This window comes from Salicibibacter cibarius (genome assembly GCF_016495725.1).
In the GTDB taxonomy this organism is placed as follows: domain Bacteria; phylum Bacillota; class Bacilli; order Bacillales; family Marinococcaceae; genus Salicibibacter; species Salicibibacter cibarius.
Map to the genome: position 1 here is coordinate 2,856,565 of NZ_CP054705.1, position 16,358 is coordinate 2,872,922.

Genomic DNA, 16,358 nt, shown 5'->3' on the forward strand with positions numbered 1-16,358 from the left:
GTTCCCCCTTTACTTCGAAAATTGTTTCAAGACCGTCATTAATTCCTTAATGGTTTCCTCCCCTTCCCCTTGTTTAATCGCATCACTGACACAATGATTAATGTGCCGTTCCGTGATGGCGAAACCTACATTGTCCAACGCGGATTGAATGGCACTGATTTGCACTAAAATATCGACACAATAGCGATCATCTTCTACCATTTTCTGTATCCCGCGCACTTGGCCTTCAATACGTTTTAAACGGTTATTAACCTTATCCATTTCAGCTTGCGTTCTCGGTTTACTTGGGTGATCGTGCAAAGATTTATCCAAATGATCACTTCCTTTTTTATTTTATATATACTATACCCCGATATGGTATGTTTGTCAATGAAAAACTCTATTCGCTTAGGAAGGAGATCGTGCTGCTAAAGTACAGCCTCCTTCTCAGGCAACATCTTCAATGACTTCTGTAATATTTTTCAAGTTTACCTTTCCCAGATCAAAGGTGATGTCGACTTTTCTTCTTGTAAATGAACCTATAACTGTTTCAACTCCGTCCAGTTGTCCCACATTCCCTACAACAGAATTTGCGCAATGGCCGCACGACATCCCTTGTACATTAAGTGTTGTATTTGTCATTTAAATGCTCCTTATTTATAATCCATTCTTAACTTACCATACCCCTGTTATGTATTGTAAAGTGAAACATGATCTTCACGGTAGTCGTCACGTGTGATATCGTCACACTTTTTTTCTTTCACGCATATCACATTTTTTGTCTTCAACCTCAAATCCATTAAGTTTTCAACATGTCATCAATGGGTAAAACATAACTGTGAAACCGATTAGAAAAAATCTCTCGACAAATATAGAAAGAAGGAATATCTATGACGACATATGATGCCATTATTATTGGGTTCGGGAAAGCAGGAAAAACACTAGCCGGCGACCTCGCCAAAAGAGATTGGTCTGTGGCGATGATAGAGAAAGTCCCCAGCATGTACGGCGGGATCTGTATCAATGCCGCGTGTATACCGACAAAAACGCTTGACCATGATGCCTTAAATCAAATCTCCTACGCAGATGCGATTGAACGAAAAGATTACGTCGTGGAAAAACTGCGAACGAACAATTACAACAACCTTGCCGATAATGATCATGTAACCATTTATGATTCGGAAGCCAGGTTTAAGTCTGATAAAGAAGTGGAGATTGAAGTGAACGGCAAAAAGGAAGCACTGACCGCTGAGCATATTTTTATTAATACCGGCTCAACGAGCAATATCCCACCGATGGAAGGCGACTTGAATTCGAGTAAGGTCTATACCAGTACGACATTAATTGATAGAAAAGAGCTGCCGGAGCAATTAGCAATCATCGGAGGAGGATATATCGGACTCGAGTATGCATCGATCTATCAAAATTTCGGAGCGAAGGTAACTGTCATTACTCCTGATGATGGATTGTTGCCGGACGAGGATAGGCAAATTGCAGAGGAAATCCGGAAGGAAATGAAGCAGAAAGAAATCCGTTTTCATTTTAATGCCAAAGCAGAAAAAATAACAGATGAAAATAATGATAAAGTTACGCTTACGTTATCAAATGACGAAACGGTAAGTGCCAATGCCGTATTGCTGGCAACAGGAAGAAAACCAAATGTAGAAAATCTCGGACTGGAAAATACGATAGTTAAACTCGCAGAAGACGGATCTGTCCAAGTCAATGATCATCTGGAGACAACGGTCAATCATATCTGGGCCCTTGGTGACGTTAAAGGCGGCATGCAATTCACATACGTCTCTCTCGATGACTATCGAATCGTCATGGACGCGTTGTTTGGAAATAAAAAACGTTCTCTGAAAACAAGGCAAAATGTTCCTTATTCCATTTTTATCGACCCACCATTATCAAGGGTTGGACTGACGGCAAAAGAGGCAGAAGAAAAGGGGTACGAGATTGAGGAAGGTAAATTCCCGGTAGCTTCCCATCCACCCGCACATGTAATCGATGATCTGCGAGGGGTATTTAAAGTCGTCATTGATAAGAAAACCGATAAAATCCTTGGTGCCAGCCTCTTTGGCCCGGAATCACCCGAACTCATCAACCTGGTAAAAATGGCCATGGATCTTGAAGCGCCATACACGTTCTTAAGAGATAAAATGTACAATCACCCGGTGATGAGTGAGTCCTTCAATACTTTGTTTACCATATAATAGGGGCTTCGTTATCGTTGATACGAAGCCTCCTTTATTTTTACCGCAATTTCCGAATACCGAGAAACACAGCCAGGCAAGCAATGCAGCAGCAAAAACAAACAGTTCCCAAGATCCATATTGATAGAGAAATACCCAAAGAATCGGACCTACGCCCATACCTATATAACATGAAAAATTATAGACGCCAATGGCTATGCCTCTCATATGTTAAAACTCAATCGTAAGTAATGCCGTTTGTACCCGGAAGAGACATATCCACACGACCGCACGATTCCTGTCCCTCTGAGAGTAGGGTGCTCTCCTTTTGGGGGTGACAACAGGTTTGTTGTCCCTCTGGTCGTCGTTTGTTTTCCGCTTAAGGGACGGGAACAGATTTATGGTAGAAGATTGCCAGATTTAACTTAATTGTAATTATACAGTAATAGATTCTACATATTTTCTTCACAATTTCTTGTTATCTTGAATTCAGTATTCAAAAACAAGGAGGAAATCAAATGTTATTTGGAAAAACTGGAAAACTATTCATAACATCATCACTCGTCACAACTGTGATGTTTGCGCCGATGTGGAGTGCATCAGTCTCCGCATATGCCCCGGACAACGGTAACTCTGATGGGCAAGCTCATACTGCGGAAAATTCAAATTCGGGTGATTCCTCAACCCTTCACTTGAGAGGTGACCAGGGCAGTGGGGTAGAGCAATTACAATCTGACTTAAATGAACAAGGCTATACCGTTCAAGTAGACGGGCTATTTGGTTCTGAGACAGAAAATGCCGTCAAAACGTATCAAAATGATCAAGGTCTTGGTGTAGACGGGATAGCAGGCCCAAATACATATGATGCATTATCGTCAGGAAATGCAAGTAGTAGCGATAGCAGTGATGATTCATCGGCTTTGGACGAGTCCAGTGACGAGGAAGCATCAACACCCGAAAATACAAGTAACGATGATCCGTCAAATGGTGATTCAGACAACGAAAATGCTTCCTCCTCAAGCATTGCGACAACAGCAGAAAGTGTACTGGGAACACCTTATGTTTGGGGCGGCACAACGCCTGACGGGTTTGATAGCAGTGGCTTTATCAACTACGTGTATGATCAAAATGGCATCGATGTTTCCCGAACCCATGAAGCAATGTGGAATAACGACGGGGAGCACGTAACGTCACCGAGCATTGGAGATCTTGTCTTTTTTGAAGGAACGTATGATACATCTGGAGCTTCTCACAGCGGTATCTATATCGGAGATAACCAAATGATTCACGCAGGAAGTGAAGGGATTGTTCAAGCCGACATCACCAGCGATTATTGGCAAGACCACTTCTTGGGAATCAAAACAATGCAATAATGCATAATTCAAAAAAAGCTGCTTGCTATGGACTTCATCAAAGCAAGCAGCGTTTTTACTAGAATGGCCATATCGTTTGCGAATAATCTCCCTGAATCGCTTCAATATCTTCAGCAATCGACACTGTATTCGTCTCCACTCCATCATATTGACGAATGACCTGACCATTCGGATCAATTAAATAATGTTGTGTGGAATGGATGATATCGTTTGCCTCCGGATCTTCCTCGATGACGGCGGCGAATGATTCTTGTGCAAATGTTTCTATGTCTTCTTGTTCATACCCGGTGAGAAAATGCCAACTGTCAAAATCAGCGTTATAATTCTCTCAATCATTCGGATGACAAACGATTGTCACCAATGAATCGATCGATACGCTTAATCTTGAAATAGGCACGATCTTCGACGAGCGTTTGTCCAAATTTAAGGCTCGGTGAGTGATACGGTTGCACATGGTTACAGCCCTATAGAAGAGCTTTTTGAAAATCGTATACGGAGCATGTCTGGCTTTTTTCAACAACACCGAGCCATCGACCTCTGTCAAGCCGTGTGATTCGCCTTCCGTGGCAGATTGGCGATAGCCAGTACTTTCATGGACAGAAGCACTGGTCAAATATTGGAGGAGCGTGAACACATCCAGTTTTCGCGCTGTGCCGTTTAACCTACCTTTTCTAACAAGGGCTTCAACTCATTATCAATATGAAGATTTGTAGTAGATACAGGAATGTGATAGATTCATTCAAGAGATACATCCTTTCTTGAGTGTTGTTTTCCTAACTACATTCTACACTTGGAATACAAGTTCTATGAACCTCAAGTTTAGTGTTGACATACCAGTTTTACTTTTCCTCCCTATTCAAAATTTGACTCATAAAATTCAACATAGTCATAGTTGTCATTCTGTAAATCACTGCTGCTGGTCATACTGTGGACAATCTTCTACAAAGATATAGTGATGCTACGAATATAGCTCTATTTCTTGAGTAAAAGCTTCAATGCTTCTACATTATTGGAGATAACAGGCACCTCTTCTTCAATATTTTTACCAAAGGATTCTTTTAATCCATGCCCGGTTAAAATAATGACTATATTCGATGTAGAAGAAAAGGGATGTGTTTTTGCATGTTTAATAAGAGCTGCTACTGAAGCCGCAGATGAAGTTTCAACATATAATCCTTCCCTACTTGCCAATAAATTTTTTGCGTGCATGATCTCTTTATCTGACACCTCTAATGCTATCCCTTCAGAGTCCTTTATTGTATTTAAGGTATATGTTCCATCTTGGGAATATCCAACTAACCCATCACCTATTCCGCCAGCTATTGTATCGGGAGATTTTTCAGGTGTAACATGCTGTTTTCCCTCATTAAAAGCTTTAACAATAGGATTACATCCCATAGATTGAACACCTATCATGTGAGGAATTTTTTGCTTTTCATTTATTAACGTATTCTCATAAAAACCGTTATATATTCCCACTAATAAAGGTCCTGCACCGATAGGTACAACAACATAATCTGGGGAATTGCCTTTCAAATTTTGAATTAGTTCATAAGCAACCACTTTATCACCTTCTATGGTGTAGGGGTTCAAAAAAGTGGTTGTTATATTATACACGTCTTCCTCTTGACTTATTTGCCATGCCAAATTAAAAGCATTACTGTAAGGACCTTCCACTTTTATCACTTTAGCACCATAAGCGTATGCTTGAGAAACTTTCGCTGCCGGAGTAGTAGCAGGGACTAGTACAATAGATTCTAAACCCTCTCGTGTTGCATAAGCAGCTACTGCACTGGCTCCGTTTCCACTTGAGGCTACTATAACTTTTTGATAACCAAATTCTTTTGCTTTTTTTATGCCAACATAAACTGGTCGATCCTTAAACGACCCAGTCAGAGTATTAAATTCTAATTTGAAATATAAATTGTTTGTCCCAACGTCTAGACCTATACCTTTTGCTTTAATTAATGGTGTATTAAAATATGGAAAAGGTTCTTCCTCGTTTATATCTATCGGTAATAATGACGATTTATTCGCTAAGGAAATATTATATATAGTTTCATGGTCTTTTTTAAATTTTTTATAATCATAAGTTACTTCCAAAACCCCTCCACACATTTCACATGAATATATTGGCTTTAAGGAACTAATCTTACCACAATTAATACACCTTAACGATCTAGTATAGTTTTTCATTAGTATCTCCACCTAATAATCTTTAAAACAGCTTTACAATGATATCGGCATTTTCGTTTCTGCTGATTTTTGTATAGCTTCTGATATTTTCAATGCATCAATCGAATCAGGTAGCGGGGAGACTGAAGACTCTACACCACTAAGGACCTGATTTATATAGTGTTCTATCTCCGATCGAATTGCTCCACTTACTTTTTCGTTATCATAAGGCCACAGGGTTAATTCGGGGTACAATGTTTTTTCTTCTGTCCAAATCGAATAACCAGGATTCAATAAATCAAAATTAGCAGTTCCTTTTTCTCCTATCACCTCAATTTGACCGTTTATTGTACCATCCAGTTCCAAATTTTCTACAAGATTTTTAGGTCCTCCTTCTGGAAGTAACCAAGCTGATTCTAAAGACGCCACTACACCATTTTCAAAAGTTAATATAGCGGAGAATAGATCAGGGTATCTTTGTCGACTTGTGTATTTTTCTACGGCAAATACCCTTTCGCACTTACTCTTTACATACCAAAGTAATAAATCAATATCATGAATTCCTGATTCATAGACAGGATGTATTCGTTTCCCGAAATTTTCAAACCATTTTTTGCTAAAGTCTCTTTTTACGCGAATAGTCGCAATTTCCCCTAAATGATTATTCCTTACATTATTTTTTATGGATATATATGGCTGACTAAACCTATTTATATTTCCAACCATAACTATTTTATTCATAGATGTCGCTAATTCGCCAATTTCCTTGCCATCCCCATATGAAGTAGCTAATGGTTTTTCAACAAATACATGCTTACTCTTCTTCAATATTTTTTTCACGAATTCACCATGACTATTTTCGTCAGTAATCACATGTATAGAATCAATTTCAGGATCATTAATTACATGCTCAGCGTCTGTGAAGGCTTTCGCAATATCGTGATCTTCTTTTACTCTATCCAACGTATTTTGATCTTTTTCTGCTACAGCAACTACTTCACAGTTAGGTAATTCTTCTAACACTTTCAAATGCAGCCTACCAAAACGACCTAACCCTATTATTCCTGCATTAACTTTATCCATATTTCTCCTCCGTATTATTTTTAGTATTCATTAATAAATTAATATAAGTTAATGCAACTTCATTAACTTCACTTAATTCTACGAACTCATTGTTGGTATGAGCTTGTTCTAGACTACCTGGTCCAAATATCACGGTGGGTATACCAAGCTTTTTCGATAAATATGGGGCTTCACAAGTTGCATTGAAAACTCCATAGGTAGTTTGCTCGTTAGTCGCATTATAATAAGCTGTCTTTAGATGCGCTACCAGAGAATGAGTAGGTTCAATATAGCTTGCATCCAAAACATAATAATTTTGTAATTCAGCACTTCCACTTTCCGAAACGAGAAACTTATGGATTTCATCATGTATATCATCTAGGTTTTCTGATGGCAAAATTCTTCGATCAATTTCAATTTCACATTTTTCAGGTATAATATTAGGAGCACTACCTCCATTTATTAAAGTAACTGCAAGAGATGCCGATCCTAAAACTTGATCTTTTTTTTGGTTTACTCTTTGTGACAAACTCTCCAAAGACCCTATAATCTGATTCATTTCATAAATAGCGTTTTTTCCTTTATTTGGTTCACTTGCATGTCTAGGAATCCCTCTGGTAGTAATACGAAACTTTGCTACGCCTCTGTGACCTATACAAACTTTCCCATCAGTTGGTTCGCCTATTACACCAAAATCCGCTTTATCTAATTCGTATTTAGAATATACTGGATTGCTGATCATATCTTCCATGCCGTCGTTTCTTCTTTCCTCATCTGCATTCAAGAATAGAATAAGCTCACCTGGAAATTCCTCAAGGTGTTTATTCACATATTTTGTGGCATATATCATAGCCGCTACTCCCGACTTCATGTCTGCAGTACCTCTACCATATAATTTCCCGTCATGAATAATAGGATTGAAGGGAGAAGTTTCCCAACCTTCTCCTGCTGGTACAACATCTAAATGACCATTGAGTAAATATTTAGGGCCTGACATCCCTCCCTTAAGCTGTACAATAACATTAGTTCGTCCTTTATCTATATCAATTAAATCAGCCTTAACCCCCTCATTTGCAAAGTAATCCTTAATGAATAATGCTATTTCTTTTTCATTTCCTGGTGGGTTTTCAGTTTTGATCATAACTAATTTTTTTAGTAGCTCATATAACTCATCTTTTTCACCAATTGATAATTTGATATTAAAACTATTTTGAACATCCATTCGATTCACCCTTTAAAACTTTTTATAAAATGCTTGGTGGCAGTTGTAATTTTTCAAAATAGCTCCAACTTTTCTCGATACATTCTTGCGCCTCCTTTAATACAACTGTTTCATGGCCAGGAAGTAATACATCTAAGTTAAGATCTTTCATTTTTTTTATGCTTTGTCCAAGTTTAAATACATTACAATCATTAATAAATTGAGTAGCTACTTTCCCTTCATAAAAAACAAGATCACCACCAAATAAAAACTTATTTTGTTCTTGGATGAAATAAAAAGACAAATGCCCTTCACAATGACCCGGGGTACTCAAAGCTTGTAAGACAAAATTACCCACTCGTATTTCATCCTTATCTTTTACTACTATATCAACTTCACAAGTTCCAATGCTGTAATTTTTAGGGTACATTCCAGCTTTCTTAGCTACGTCAATACTTGAATTTTTTTCATCACCATGCTTTAGAATTTTGTAAGTTAGGTCTGAAGCAACGATTTTAGCACCCGTGTTTTCTTTAATCGTTTTTGCTCCTCCAATATGGTCTGCATGACCATGAGTAAGAAACAAATAATTCACATCAGACAATTTAAACCCAATATCCTCAATGTTTTTAAGAATTTTTTCTGGTTCCATACCTGCACCAGCATCAATAATAGCCGTTTCTTTACCGCCATCTAATAAAAAAACATTACAATCATAATGATTTGTTAGATTCATCCCCTTTGAACCACTACCAATTAAATAAATTGAATTTGTTAATCTCATGAACCTTCACCCTTAAGTTATTGTATATTTTCATTAGAGGAGTAACTTTTATCGTCTCCATGTGCCTTATCGCTTATTTTTTTAAAGAAATCCTCCACATCAGATTGAGGTGTTTTAGTATTTGTAGAAAATGCTACTATTGTTCCTACAATGATATTAAATAGCAAGCCTAACGGTGTAACATATTCAGTTGGGAAGCCAAGTAACAAGGCAACGGTTACATAAACAATTCCTGAAATTAATGAAGACATAGCAGCAATCGTGTTGTACTTTTTCCAATAAAATCCAGCTAATATAGGGAAAGAAAGTTGCACCAAAAAAGCTGATATATAGATAAGCGCTAAAAGTATATTACCAATAAAAAGTAAAGAGAAAACAATAGTAACCGCCCCAACTAATAAAAAGCATAATCTACTAATGTTTATATAAAATTTTTCATCTTTGTTTTTAAATAAATATCTCTGTACAATGTCATTCACTGTAATCGAAACAGCTGAATTCATCATTGCAACGATAGTACTCATTCCAACTAATAATAGTGTTATTAAAAGGATGCCTTGAATAATAGGAGGAGCGTAAGTTGCTATTAAAGAAGGAAGCGCTTCTTCAGGGTTATCGATAGACGGTAATGCGACTCTACTAAACATAGTTGCAAATACTATTAATGCATAAAGGCCTGTTATAGAAAAAGTATTAATAAGCATACCTAGACGAGCCGTCTGTTCATCCTTAGCAGAAAAAATTCGTTGACCGTACCAAGGAGAACCAATATATGAAGCAGCAACTGTTATACCCCAGGTGATGACAATACCAAAATGATAATCTTCTATATCCCATACAGGATCTAAAGATAAAAACTTAGGTTCATAAACTTGATTTAAAGCTTCAAATCCGCCGGCAACATTCCAACCCAAAAGGAATATAATAGGAACTCCAATGAGGATCATAATATAAGCTACTACGTCAGACCATATTGCCGTCAAAAAACCACCAGCAATACTAATCATAATGCAAAAAATAGTAATCCCAAAAGCCATCAAAAGTGGATTGATTCCTAAAAGAATATTTCCTATTACAGTTATTCCAGCTATATAGGTTGCGGGTGCTATCCATGTATAACTTGCGGTTACTAAAGTAACTATGCCTCTAGTTGCCTCTCCCAATCTTCCTTTAAATCTAGCATCGAAAAATTCAGCTATAGTTTTTATGCCAAGTCTTCTATATTTTTTGGCAACAGCTAGGGCATATATAAGAAAAACTGGAATAAAAATCAAAGCAGTGTACCATAGGCCTACAAGACCGTACGCATACGCAACTCCTGCTCCGCCAATAAGTGTAGCCGTATTAAATTCAGCAGCAGATAAAGTAGCAACTAGCCGGAATAGCCCAGTATTTCTGCCCGCTAAATTAAAGTCTTTATATTCTTGAATTCTACGATAAGAAATATAAGACAATATACCAATTATCAATAAAAAAGCAACCAAAAATACATAATTAGTAACCATTGTTTACAGCTCCTTAAGCTTTTAATTCTGCAATCATTTCAATTTCCACTGAAGTATTAAAAGGAAGTTCATTAGCAGCAATAGCAGATCTTGCATGTTTTCCTCGTTCTCCAAACACTTCTTCTAAAAGGTCTGATGCACCATCCATTACGTATGGTTGCTTCACAAATCCTTCTGCTGAGTTGATAAAACCTAATAACTTGACTATTTGTTCCACTTGTTCTAAGTCCCCGACTTCTGATTTTAATACGGCTAATAAATTTATCATACACTGACGAGCAGCTTGATATCCTTCTTCTATATCTGCATCTTGCTCTAGTTTTCCAGCTTTTATCAATTCCCCGTCTTTTCTACAATCTTGTCCGGAAATGTAAATAATATTACCTACTTTTTTCGCTGGTACATAGGCAGCCGCAGGTTTGGGAGCTTGGGGTATTTTAATGTTTAATTGATCCAATTGTTGTTCTATAGTCATTTTCATTTTCCTCTCTTCAAAAGAATTTCTAATTACTTTTTTTTCTTTTAAATTACTTGTGACAGTTTTTGGATAGTAATATTATTCTTATTTTTGATATTACTGCATATTGACTACAATGGTTTGGGTTTCACTCATATTTTCAATTGAAGCTTTTCCACCGCTGCGATCATAACCACTTGGGCTCCCCGAAGCTCCGCCTGCAGGGACTTGTGGCTCCCAATAATTACTTGCTTCATTGATATTAATAAAGCCAAAATTGAGCTTCTCAGCCAACAACATTGAATGTCTAATATCTTCAGAAAAGATGGAACCTGATAATCGATATGGACTAGAATTTATAATCTCATCTAATTCAAATTCCGTTTTATATCGTACTAGTCCTATGACCGGACCGAAGGTTTCTTCTGTATTGATTAAAGCACTTTTTGACACTCGGTCAATTAAAGTTGGTTTCACATATAAAGAAGTAGGGAATTGATCATCAATACTACCTCCAGTAACCAATCTCGCTCCCTTATCTACAGCATCCCTAATATGTGTCATTATCTTCTTTACCGTATCATCATTATGGACAGGACCCATAGTTGTATTTTTATCTAGGGGGTCCCCTAGTACAATACTTTTTATTTCACCCTGAAGAGATTCTATTAATTCATCAGCCACAGAGTCGTGCACAAGTACCCTTTCTGTTGAAGTACAAACCTGTCCCGCATTTACAAAACTTCCCGCTGCTATGGCTTTCGCAGCTTGATTGATATTTGCATCTTGCATAACAATAGAAGGGCCATTGCCACCTAATTCTAATAAACATGGCTTGATTCCAGATCTTTGTGCAATTATCTCTCCAGTTTTAGTGCTCCCCGTAAATCCGATAGCATTAGTTAATTCATGTGTAACTGCAGTATCACCTACAACAGGACCTTCCCCAATGACTAAGTTCAATGCTCCTTCTGGCATACCTGCTTCAATTACACACTCCATTAGCGCTTGAGCTGTGTTGGGACACGAAGGGGCAGGGGTCCAAACAATTGTATTACCCGCCGCTAAGCCCGGAGCTATATAATATGTGCAGGCATTTCCTATGGGAAAGTTCCAAGGCGTAATTACTGCATATACTCCTCTTGGTTTTCTATATGCAAACGCTCGTTTTGTTGAGTCTCGGAGAGGTATAATTTCATCTGTAATACTATTCATTTGAGAGGCAGCATCCCTGAAAGAAGTAATGCAAGAATCTACCTCTCCCAAGGCTTCTGTATATAATGGTTTTCCATGTTCTTTACTTAACAGCTCAGCAATTGACATACGTTTTTCTTGTATTTTCCCAGCAATATTAACCAATATTTCTGTTCTTTCAAATATTGATAAGGTTGAGAACTCTTTTGTTGCGTGGCTTGCAGCTTGTACTGCCTCGTTTACATCATTTGCATCCCCGTATTTGATTTTTCCTAGTAATTCTCCAGAACCAGGGCTCTTAATTTGATGTTCATTACCATTACCATCTTTCAAAATGTTATTTATAATACTTGTCATTTTACTTCACTCCTAAAAAAAATATATAACGATATTAAAATCTCTCTACTTCAACCTCTTTTTTGTCTTGAACTGATTTTAATATAGCATCATTTACAGCTACTGTTTGTAAAGCATCATCCTCACTGATAATAAACTTTTCATTATCTCTTACTGAACTTGCAAAATGCGAAATCTCTTCCCTCAAATTTCCGTATACCCTCCCATTTACTTCTGGCCAATGCAGTGCATCTGGTAATTGAATGGCGTCTCGATTCATCAATGATAAACCGTGATCAGAGGTATCAATTTGAAGGAGACCTTGAGTTCCTACTAATTCCAAATTCGCGTTAATACCCGATGGAACATAATCAGGAATGGACCAGCTAATTCCTAAATTACCTATGGCACCGTTTTCAAATTCAAGTGAAGCAAAAATAGCATCTTCTGATTCCACCCCATTATCAGGCATGATTTTGGAAACAGAGCGTGCATAAACTTTGCGGATTCTCTGACCTGATATCCATTGAAGGGCATCTACATCGTGAACACCTAAATAGAAGCAAACGGAACTTGAACCATTCATTCTTAAACCAACATCTTGGTAGGAAAATCTTTTTGCATGAATATGTACAGGCTCACCAACATTTCCCTCTTGTACATACTTTGCTGCACTTGAATATCGTGGATCAAACCTCATTATGTGACCAACCATATACCGCCCATTACCTTCTTTAGCTGCTTCGTCAATTCTTTTTGCTCCTTCCAGTGTATCTGCTAAAGGTTTTTCAACGAGAGCTGCTTTTCCTGCCTTGAGAACAGTGACAGCAGCATCAACATGTAAACGGTCTGGTAATACAATGGAATACGCATCTATTTCATTTTCTACGGCTTTTTCAATAGAAGATATATAAGTTACGCCGTACTCATCAGCAATTTTCTTACCTACCTCTTCATTCAGATCAACAATTGCCACCAACTCTGCGGAATCACACTCTGAGATAGTTTTTGCATGCAATTGCCCCATCACACCAGCGCCTACAACAGCCATCTTTATTCTATTCATTCTTTTCTCCCCTTCTTAAAATTGATTCTTTTTTATTTTCTTGTCTAGCCTCATCAAGATAGTTATATAGTGTGTATTTTGAGATATCATAATAGGAACATATTTTATCTCCAGCCTTTTTAATTAAAAAGGCGCCTTTAGAATCTAAATACTCAATACTTTTCATTTTTTCTTTTCTGGTCATAAATGCTACTGGCTTTCCCATCATATCTTGTGCTTCTTGAATTAAAACATCTAATACGTCATTAACGTTGTTTACAAATACTTCTTTTGTTTTTGTATCGATTTCTTCTTCTGCGGTCAATGTTCTAATCGTACTTTCAGCCATTTCAAATTCAGTAACATCAAAGTTAATACATATACTTCCTATGGGAACGTTTTCATTATTTCTAATAAATATGGTTGAACATTTTAGCATTCGACCCGATACCGAACGAGCTAAATAGTTGAATTTATCCCCTTCCTTGCTACTATCACGAAGGACTTCAAGACCTAAATTAGTTCCGGTATCTCCGATACTTCTTCCGGTTACGTGGCTATTTTCAATAGCTACAATTCGACCACTCCCATAAACTTCAGGATTTGATAAATCTAGCAAAACAGTTTCACAGTTTTTCCCAAATTGCTTTGCAATTCCTTTGATCATTTTCTGCAGAAATTCTAACTCATCATTAATATGATCCAATATTACATTTCCACCTCCTGTGAATCAAAGATGATTATTTATTTAATAAGTCTTGGAGTAAATATTAATTGAGATTATTTTATATGTCAATAATTTTTTTTGGATAACTAAATTTTTGTTAGGTAATTTCCATCTGGATAAAATGCCGATCCAATACTTGCAAATTCGTCTATGATCTCCTCTTTTTTATTTCCTGAAATTTCTTTATAAATTTGTTGAAAGGTTATTAACTCTAATTTTTCATCGTTTATATATTTTTAAATTGTCATCAGTTGTTTTACGTTTAGTTTTGCTCCAAATCCTATTCCACCATTTACTGTAATTTTTGTTTTTTGACATGATAACCAACGTTGATTAAATTACATAAACCTTTTGATTGTCATAGCTTTTCAATTTTATTGGCAAGAGTACTGCTCATGAATTTGTACCTTCACTTCTTTTGCACTTACTTCGTTATTCAACCCTTTCCGTATGTCCCGTAATAGTATAAAATTTTGTTAAAAGAAGATCGTGCTGCGTAAACACGACCACCTCCCTTAGGTAAAATCGTATCCTTGATCTGCAATGACCTCTGTAATATTTTTTAGCCTGATTTATTCACAGAAATCCCAAAATGACTTGCGGACCCTTGAATATCAGGTCATTCAGCTGAGTTAAATATTCATCCAATAAATGAAAAAAGAATCCTCTTCTGTTAGGGTTAAATTACGGCAAAATAACCACAGAAAGGATTCCTCTAATGGCTACTTTATCTCAAATAACCCTGGATTTCAATCGCAAGGTGAAGCTGTCGAATGATGGAGGTGCTCTTTCCTCGGATTCAGGAGAGGTCTTATTTAGAGAGTTCGATGAAAAACTTGGGTTCTTCCATACCTTGGATAAACACCTGCAAGACGAGAGGCTTTACCATGAACATTCGAATGAACAGATGCTTCGCCAAAAGATTTATCAGATGATTGCCGGCTACGACGAAGATGATGCGGCGGATCAATTAACGGACGATCCTGTATTCAAACACATCATTGGAACGGATGCGTTAGCGTCTCAATCCAGTTTACCCCGATTTTTTGCACGGTTTAATACGGGATCGATCCAACAATTAAATCAAGCCAACCAAGCGCTTTTAGACAAGGTTCATCAAGTAAGAGGCTCAAAGAGCCTTATCTTTGATTTGGATTCCACGCATGCCGATACATACGGTGAACAAGAATCAACCGATTACAATGCACATTATGGCACCGTAGGCTACCATCCTCTCGTTGCTTTCGATGGGATCACCGGTGATTTTATGAAGGCTCAACTACGCCCGGGAAACGTCTATACGTCCAACGGGGTTGTGGATTTTATGAAACCCTTGATCACCCATTACAATGAAACATTTCCGGAAACGATCCCATTTTTGCGTGGAGACAGTGGTTTTGCGGTTCCGGGGCTGTATGAGTTATGTAAAGAGGAATCCGTCTATTACGTGATTCGCTTGAAATCCAATGCCAACCTGCAACGACTGGCCGATCAACTCCATCCGGCAACGCCGCCATCTGACGTTACACAAACCGAATGTTATTATGAGGAAACTGAATATCAAGCAAAATCATGGTCCAAGCCCAGAAAAGTCATCATTCAATCTGTGCGTCCGGCAGGCGAATTGTTTTTCACGCATGCATTCTTTGTGACAAGCCTATTCGATGCCTTCTCTCCCAAGGATATCGTCCGTTCCTACCAAAAACGTGGCACGATGGAGAATGATATCCAGGAAGCCAAAAATGGTTTTGGCCTGGATCAAATGAGCAGCCATTCGTTTCACGCTAACGAAACAAGGATGATGTTTAGCTTATTAGCGTACAATTTCACCAACTGGCTACGTACCCTTTGTTTTCCGGAAGAACAAAAAAGCATGCAAATCCAAACCATACGAGCAAAGGTCATCAAAGTGGCAAGCAAATTGGTGAAATCAGGACGTTCGCTTTATTTCAAATTATCTTCGAGCTTTGTCTATCAAAGCTTTTTCTGGAAGGTTCTCCAGCGCATTCAAACACTAAAACTAGAGTGACATGCGATCGCTCCTCATTTTTTTAAAAGCCATTTCAAGACCAAGGGAGACGTATGTCCAAAAAAAGGACCTTTTTCAGTAATTGCCACTGAACCTCTTTATAAGTTCAATCATCGTGCCTCATTTTTGTAAACAAAATCGAAAAATCGTTGGCTTCGATGTGCATTCACGCATTCATTTGGAAATATGAATAATTCAGGTTTAAGTCTACTTTATCTGACTTAAAGGTGACGTTAACTTTTTTATCTTGCAAATCAACTTTTACCGCTTCAAACCCATTCAATTCTCCAAAACTC

General features: G+C 37.6%; 14 protein-coding genes. 3 read left to right on the forward strand and 11 right to left on the reverse strand.

What is annotated here, in order from left to right; translation table 11 throughout:
* Window positions 1-9: 9 nt before the first annotated feature.
* Both HUG15_RS14495 and HUG15_RS14500 read right to left on the reverse strand, forming a co-directional pair.
* Window positions 10-312 carry a metal-sensing transcriptional repressor gene (locus tag HUG15_RS14495; RefSeq protein ID WP_200123778.1) on the reverse strand — a complete coding sequence of 101 codons (303 nt, stop codon included), beginning with the start codon at window positions 310-312 and terminating at the stop codon, window positions 10-12.
* A 114-nt stretch (window positions 313-426) separates the two neighbouring features.
* Window positions 427-621 carry a cation transporter gene (locus tag HUG15_RS14500; protein WP_200123779.1) on the reverse strand — a complete coding sequence of 65 codons (195 nt, stop codon included), beginning with the start codon at window positions 619-621 and terminating at the stop codon, window positions 427-429.
* Between the two features lie 248 nt (window positions 622-869).
* Between HUG15_RS14500 and HUG15_RS14505 the strand changes: the two genes are divergently transcribed.
* Together HUG15_RS14505 and HUG15_RS14510 are read left to right on the forward strand one after the other, a co-directional pair.
* Complete coding sequence (locus HUG15_RS14505) at window positions 870-2,195, forward strand: FAD-dependent oxidoreductase (RefSeq protein ID WP_200123780.1); 1,326 nt, start codon at window positions 870-872, stop codon at window positions 2,193-2,195.
* Window positions 2,196-2,692: 497 nt separating this feature from the next.
* Window positions 2,693-3,547: a C40 family peptidase gene (locus HUG15_RS14510; RefSeq protein ID WP_200123781.1), complete on the forward strand. Its 855-nt coding sequence runs from the start codon at window positions 2,693-2,695 to the stop codon at window positions 3,545-3,547.
* 972 nt (window positions 3,548-4,519) lie between these two features.
* On the opposite strand, the gene thrC is transcribed toward HUG15_RS14510, so the two are convergent.
* The 9 genes from thrC to HUG15_RS14560 form a co-directional block, all read right to left on the reverse strand.
* Complete coding sequence (gene thrC / locus HUG15_RS14520) at window positions 4,520-5,743, reverse strand: threonine synthase (RefSeq protein ID WP_200123782.1); 1,224 nt, start codon at window positions 5,741-5,743, stop codon at window positions 4,520-4,522.
* A gap of 33 nt (window positions 5,744-5,776) precedes the next feature.
* Window positions 5,777-6,805, reverse strand: a complete 1,029-nt coding sequence (locus tag HUG15_RS14525; protein ID WP_200123783.1) for a Gfo/Idh/MocA family protein — start codon at window positions 6,803-6,805, stop codon at window positions 5,777-5,779.
* Window positions 6,798-8,006, reverse strand: a complete 1,209-nt coding sequence (locus HUG15_RS14530) for a M20 family metallopeptidase (protein ID WP_200123784.1) — start codon at window positions 8,004-8,006, stop codon at window positions 6,798-6,800. Before HUG15_RS14530 ends, HUG15_RS14525 begins: the two co-directional genes overlap by 8 nt.
* A 22-nt stretch (window positions 8,007-8,028) precedes the next feature.
* Window positions 8,029-8,769, reverse strand: coding sequence for an MBL fold metallo-hydrolase (locus tag HUG15_RS14535; RefSeq protein ID WP_200123785.1), 741 nt, complete (start codon window positions 8,767-8,769; stop codon window positions 8,029-8,031).
* 17 nt (window positions 8,770-8,786) lie between these two features.
* Window positions 8,787-10,274 carry a sodium:solute symporter family protein gene (locus HUG15_RS14540; protein WP_200123786.1) on the reverse strand — a complete coding sequence of 496 codons (1,488 nt, stop codon included), beginning with the start codon at window positions 10,272-10,274 and terminating at the stop codon, window positions 8,787-8,789.
* A gap of 13 nt (window positions 10,275-10,287) precedes the next feature.
* Entirely contained in the window at window positions 10,288-10,749 is a 462-nt protein-coding gene (locus HUG15_RS14545) for a RidA family protein (RefSeq protein WP_200123787.1), read from the reverse strand.
* 99 nt (window positions 10,750-10,848) lie between these two features.
* Window positions 10,849-12,282 carry an aldehyde dehydrogenase family protein gene (locus HUG15_RS14550; protein ID WP_200123788.1) on the reverse strand — a complete coding sequence of 478 codons (1,434 nt, stop codon included), beginning with the start codon at window positions 12,280-12,282 and terminating at the stop codon, window positions 10,849-10,851.
* A gap of 34 nt (window positions 12,283-12,316) precedes the next feature.
* Window positions 12,317-13,327, reverse strand: a complete 1,011-nt coding sequence (locus HUG15_RS14555; RefSeq protein ID WP_200123789.1) for a Gfo/Idh/MocA family protein — start codon at window positions 13,325-13,327, stop codon at window positions 12,317-12,319.
* On the reverse strand, window positions 13,320-14,012 hold the full coding sequence (locus tag HUG15_RS14560; RefSeq protein WP_200123790.1) for a helix-turn-helix transcriptional regulator: 693 nt from the start codon (window positions 14,010-14,012) through the stop codon (window positions 13,320-13,322). Before HUG15_RS14560 ends, HUG15_RS14555 begins: the two co-directional genes overlap by 8 nt.
* Window positions 14,013-14,751: 739 nt before the next feature.
* Here HUG15_RS14560 and HUG15_RS14565 point away from each other — a divergent pair.
* A complete protein-coding gene (locus tag HUG15_RS14565) occupies window positions 14,752-16,062 on the forward strand; it encodes an IS1380 family transposase (RefSeq protein ID WP_200123791.1) in 1,311 nt (436 codons plus the stop codon).
* Window positions 16,063-16,358 lie beyond the last annotated feature (296 nt).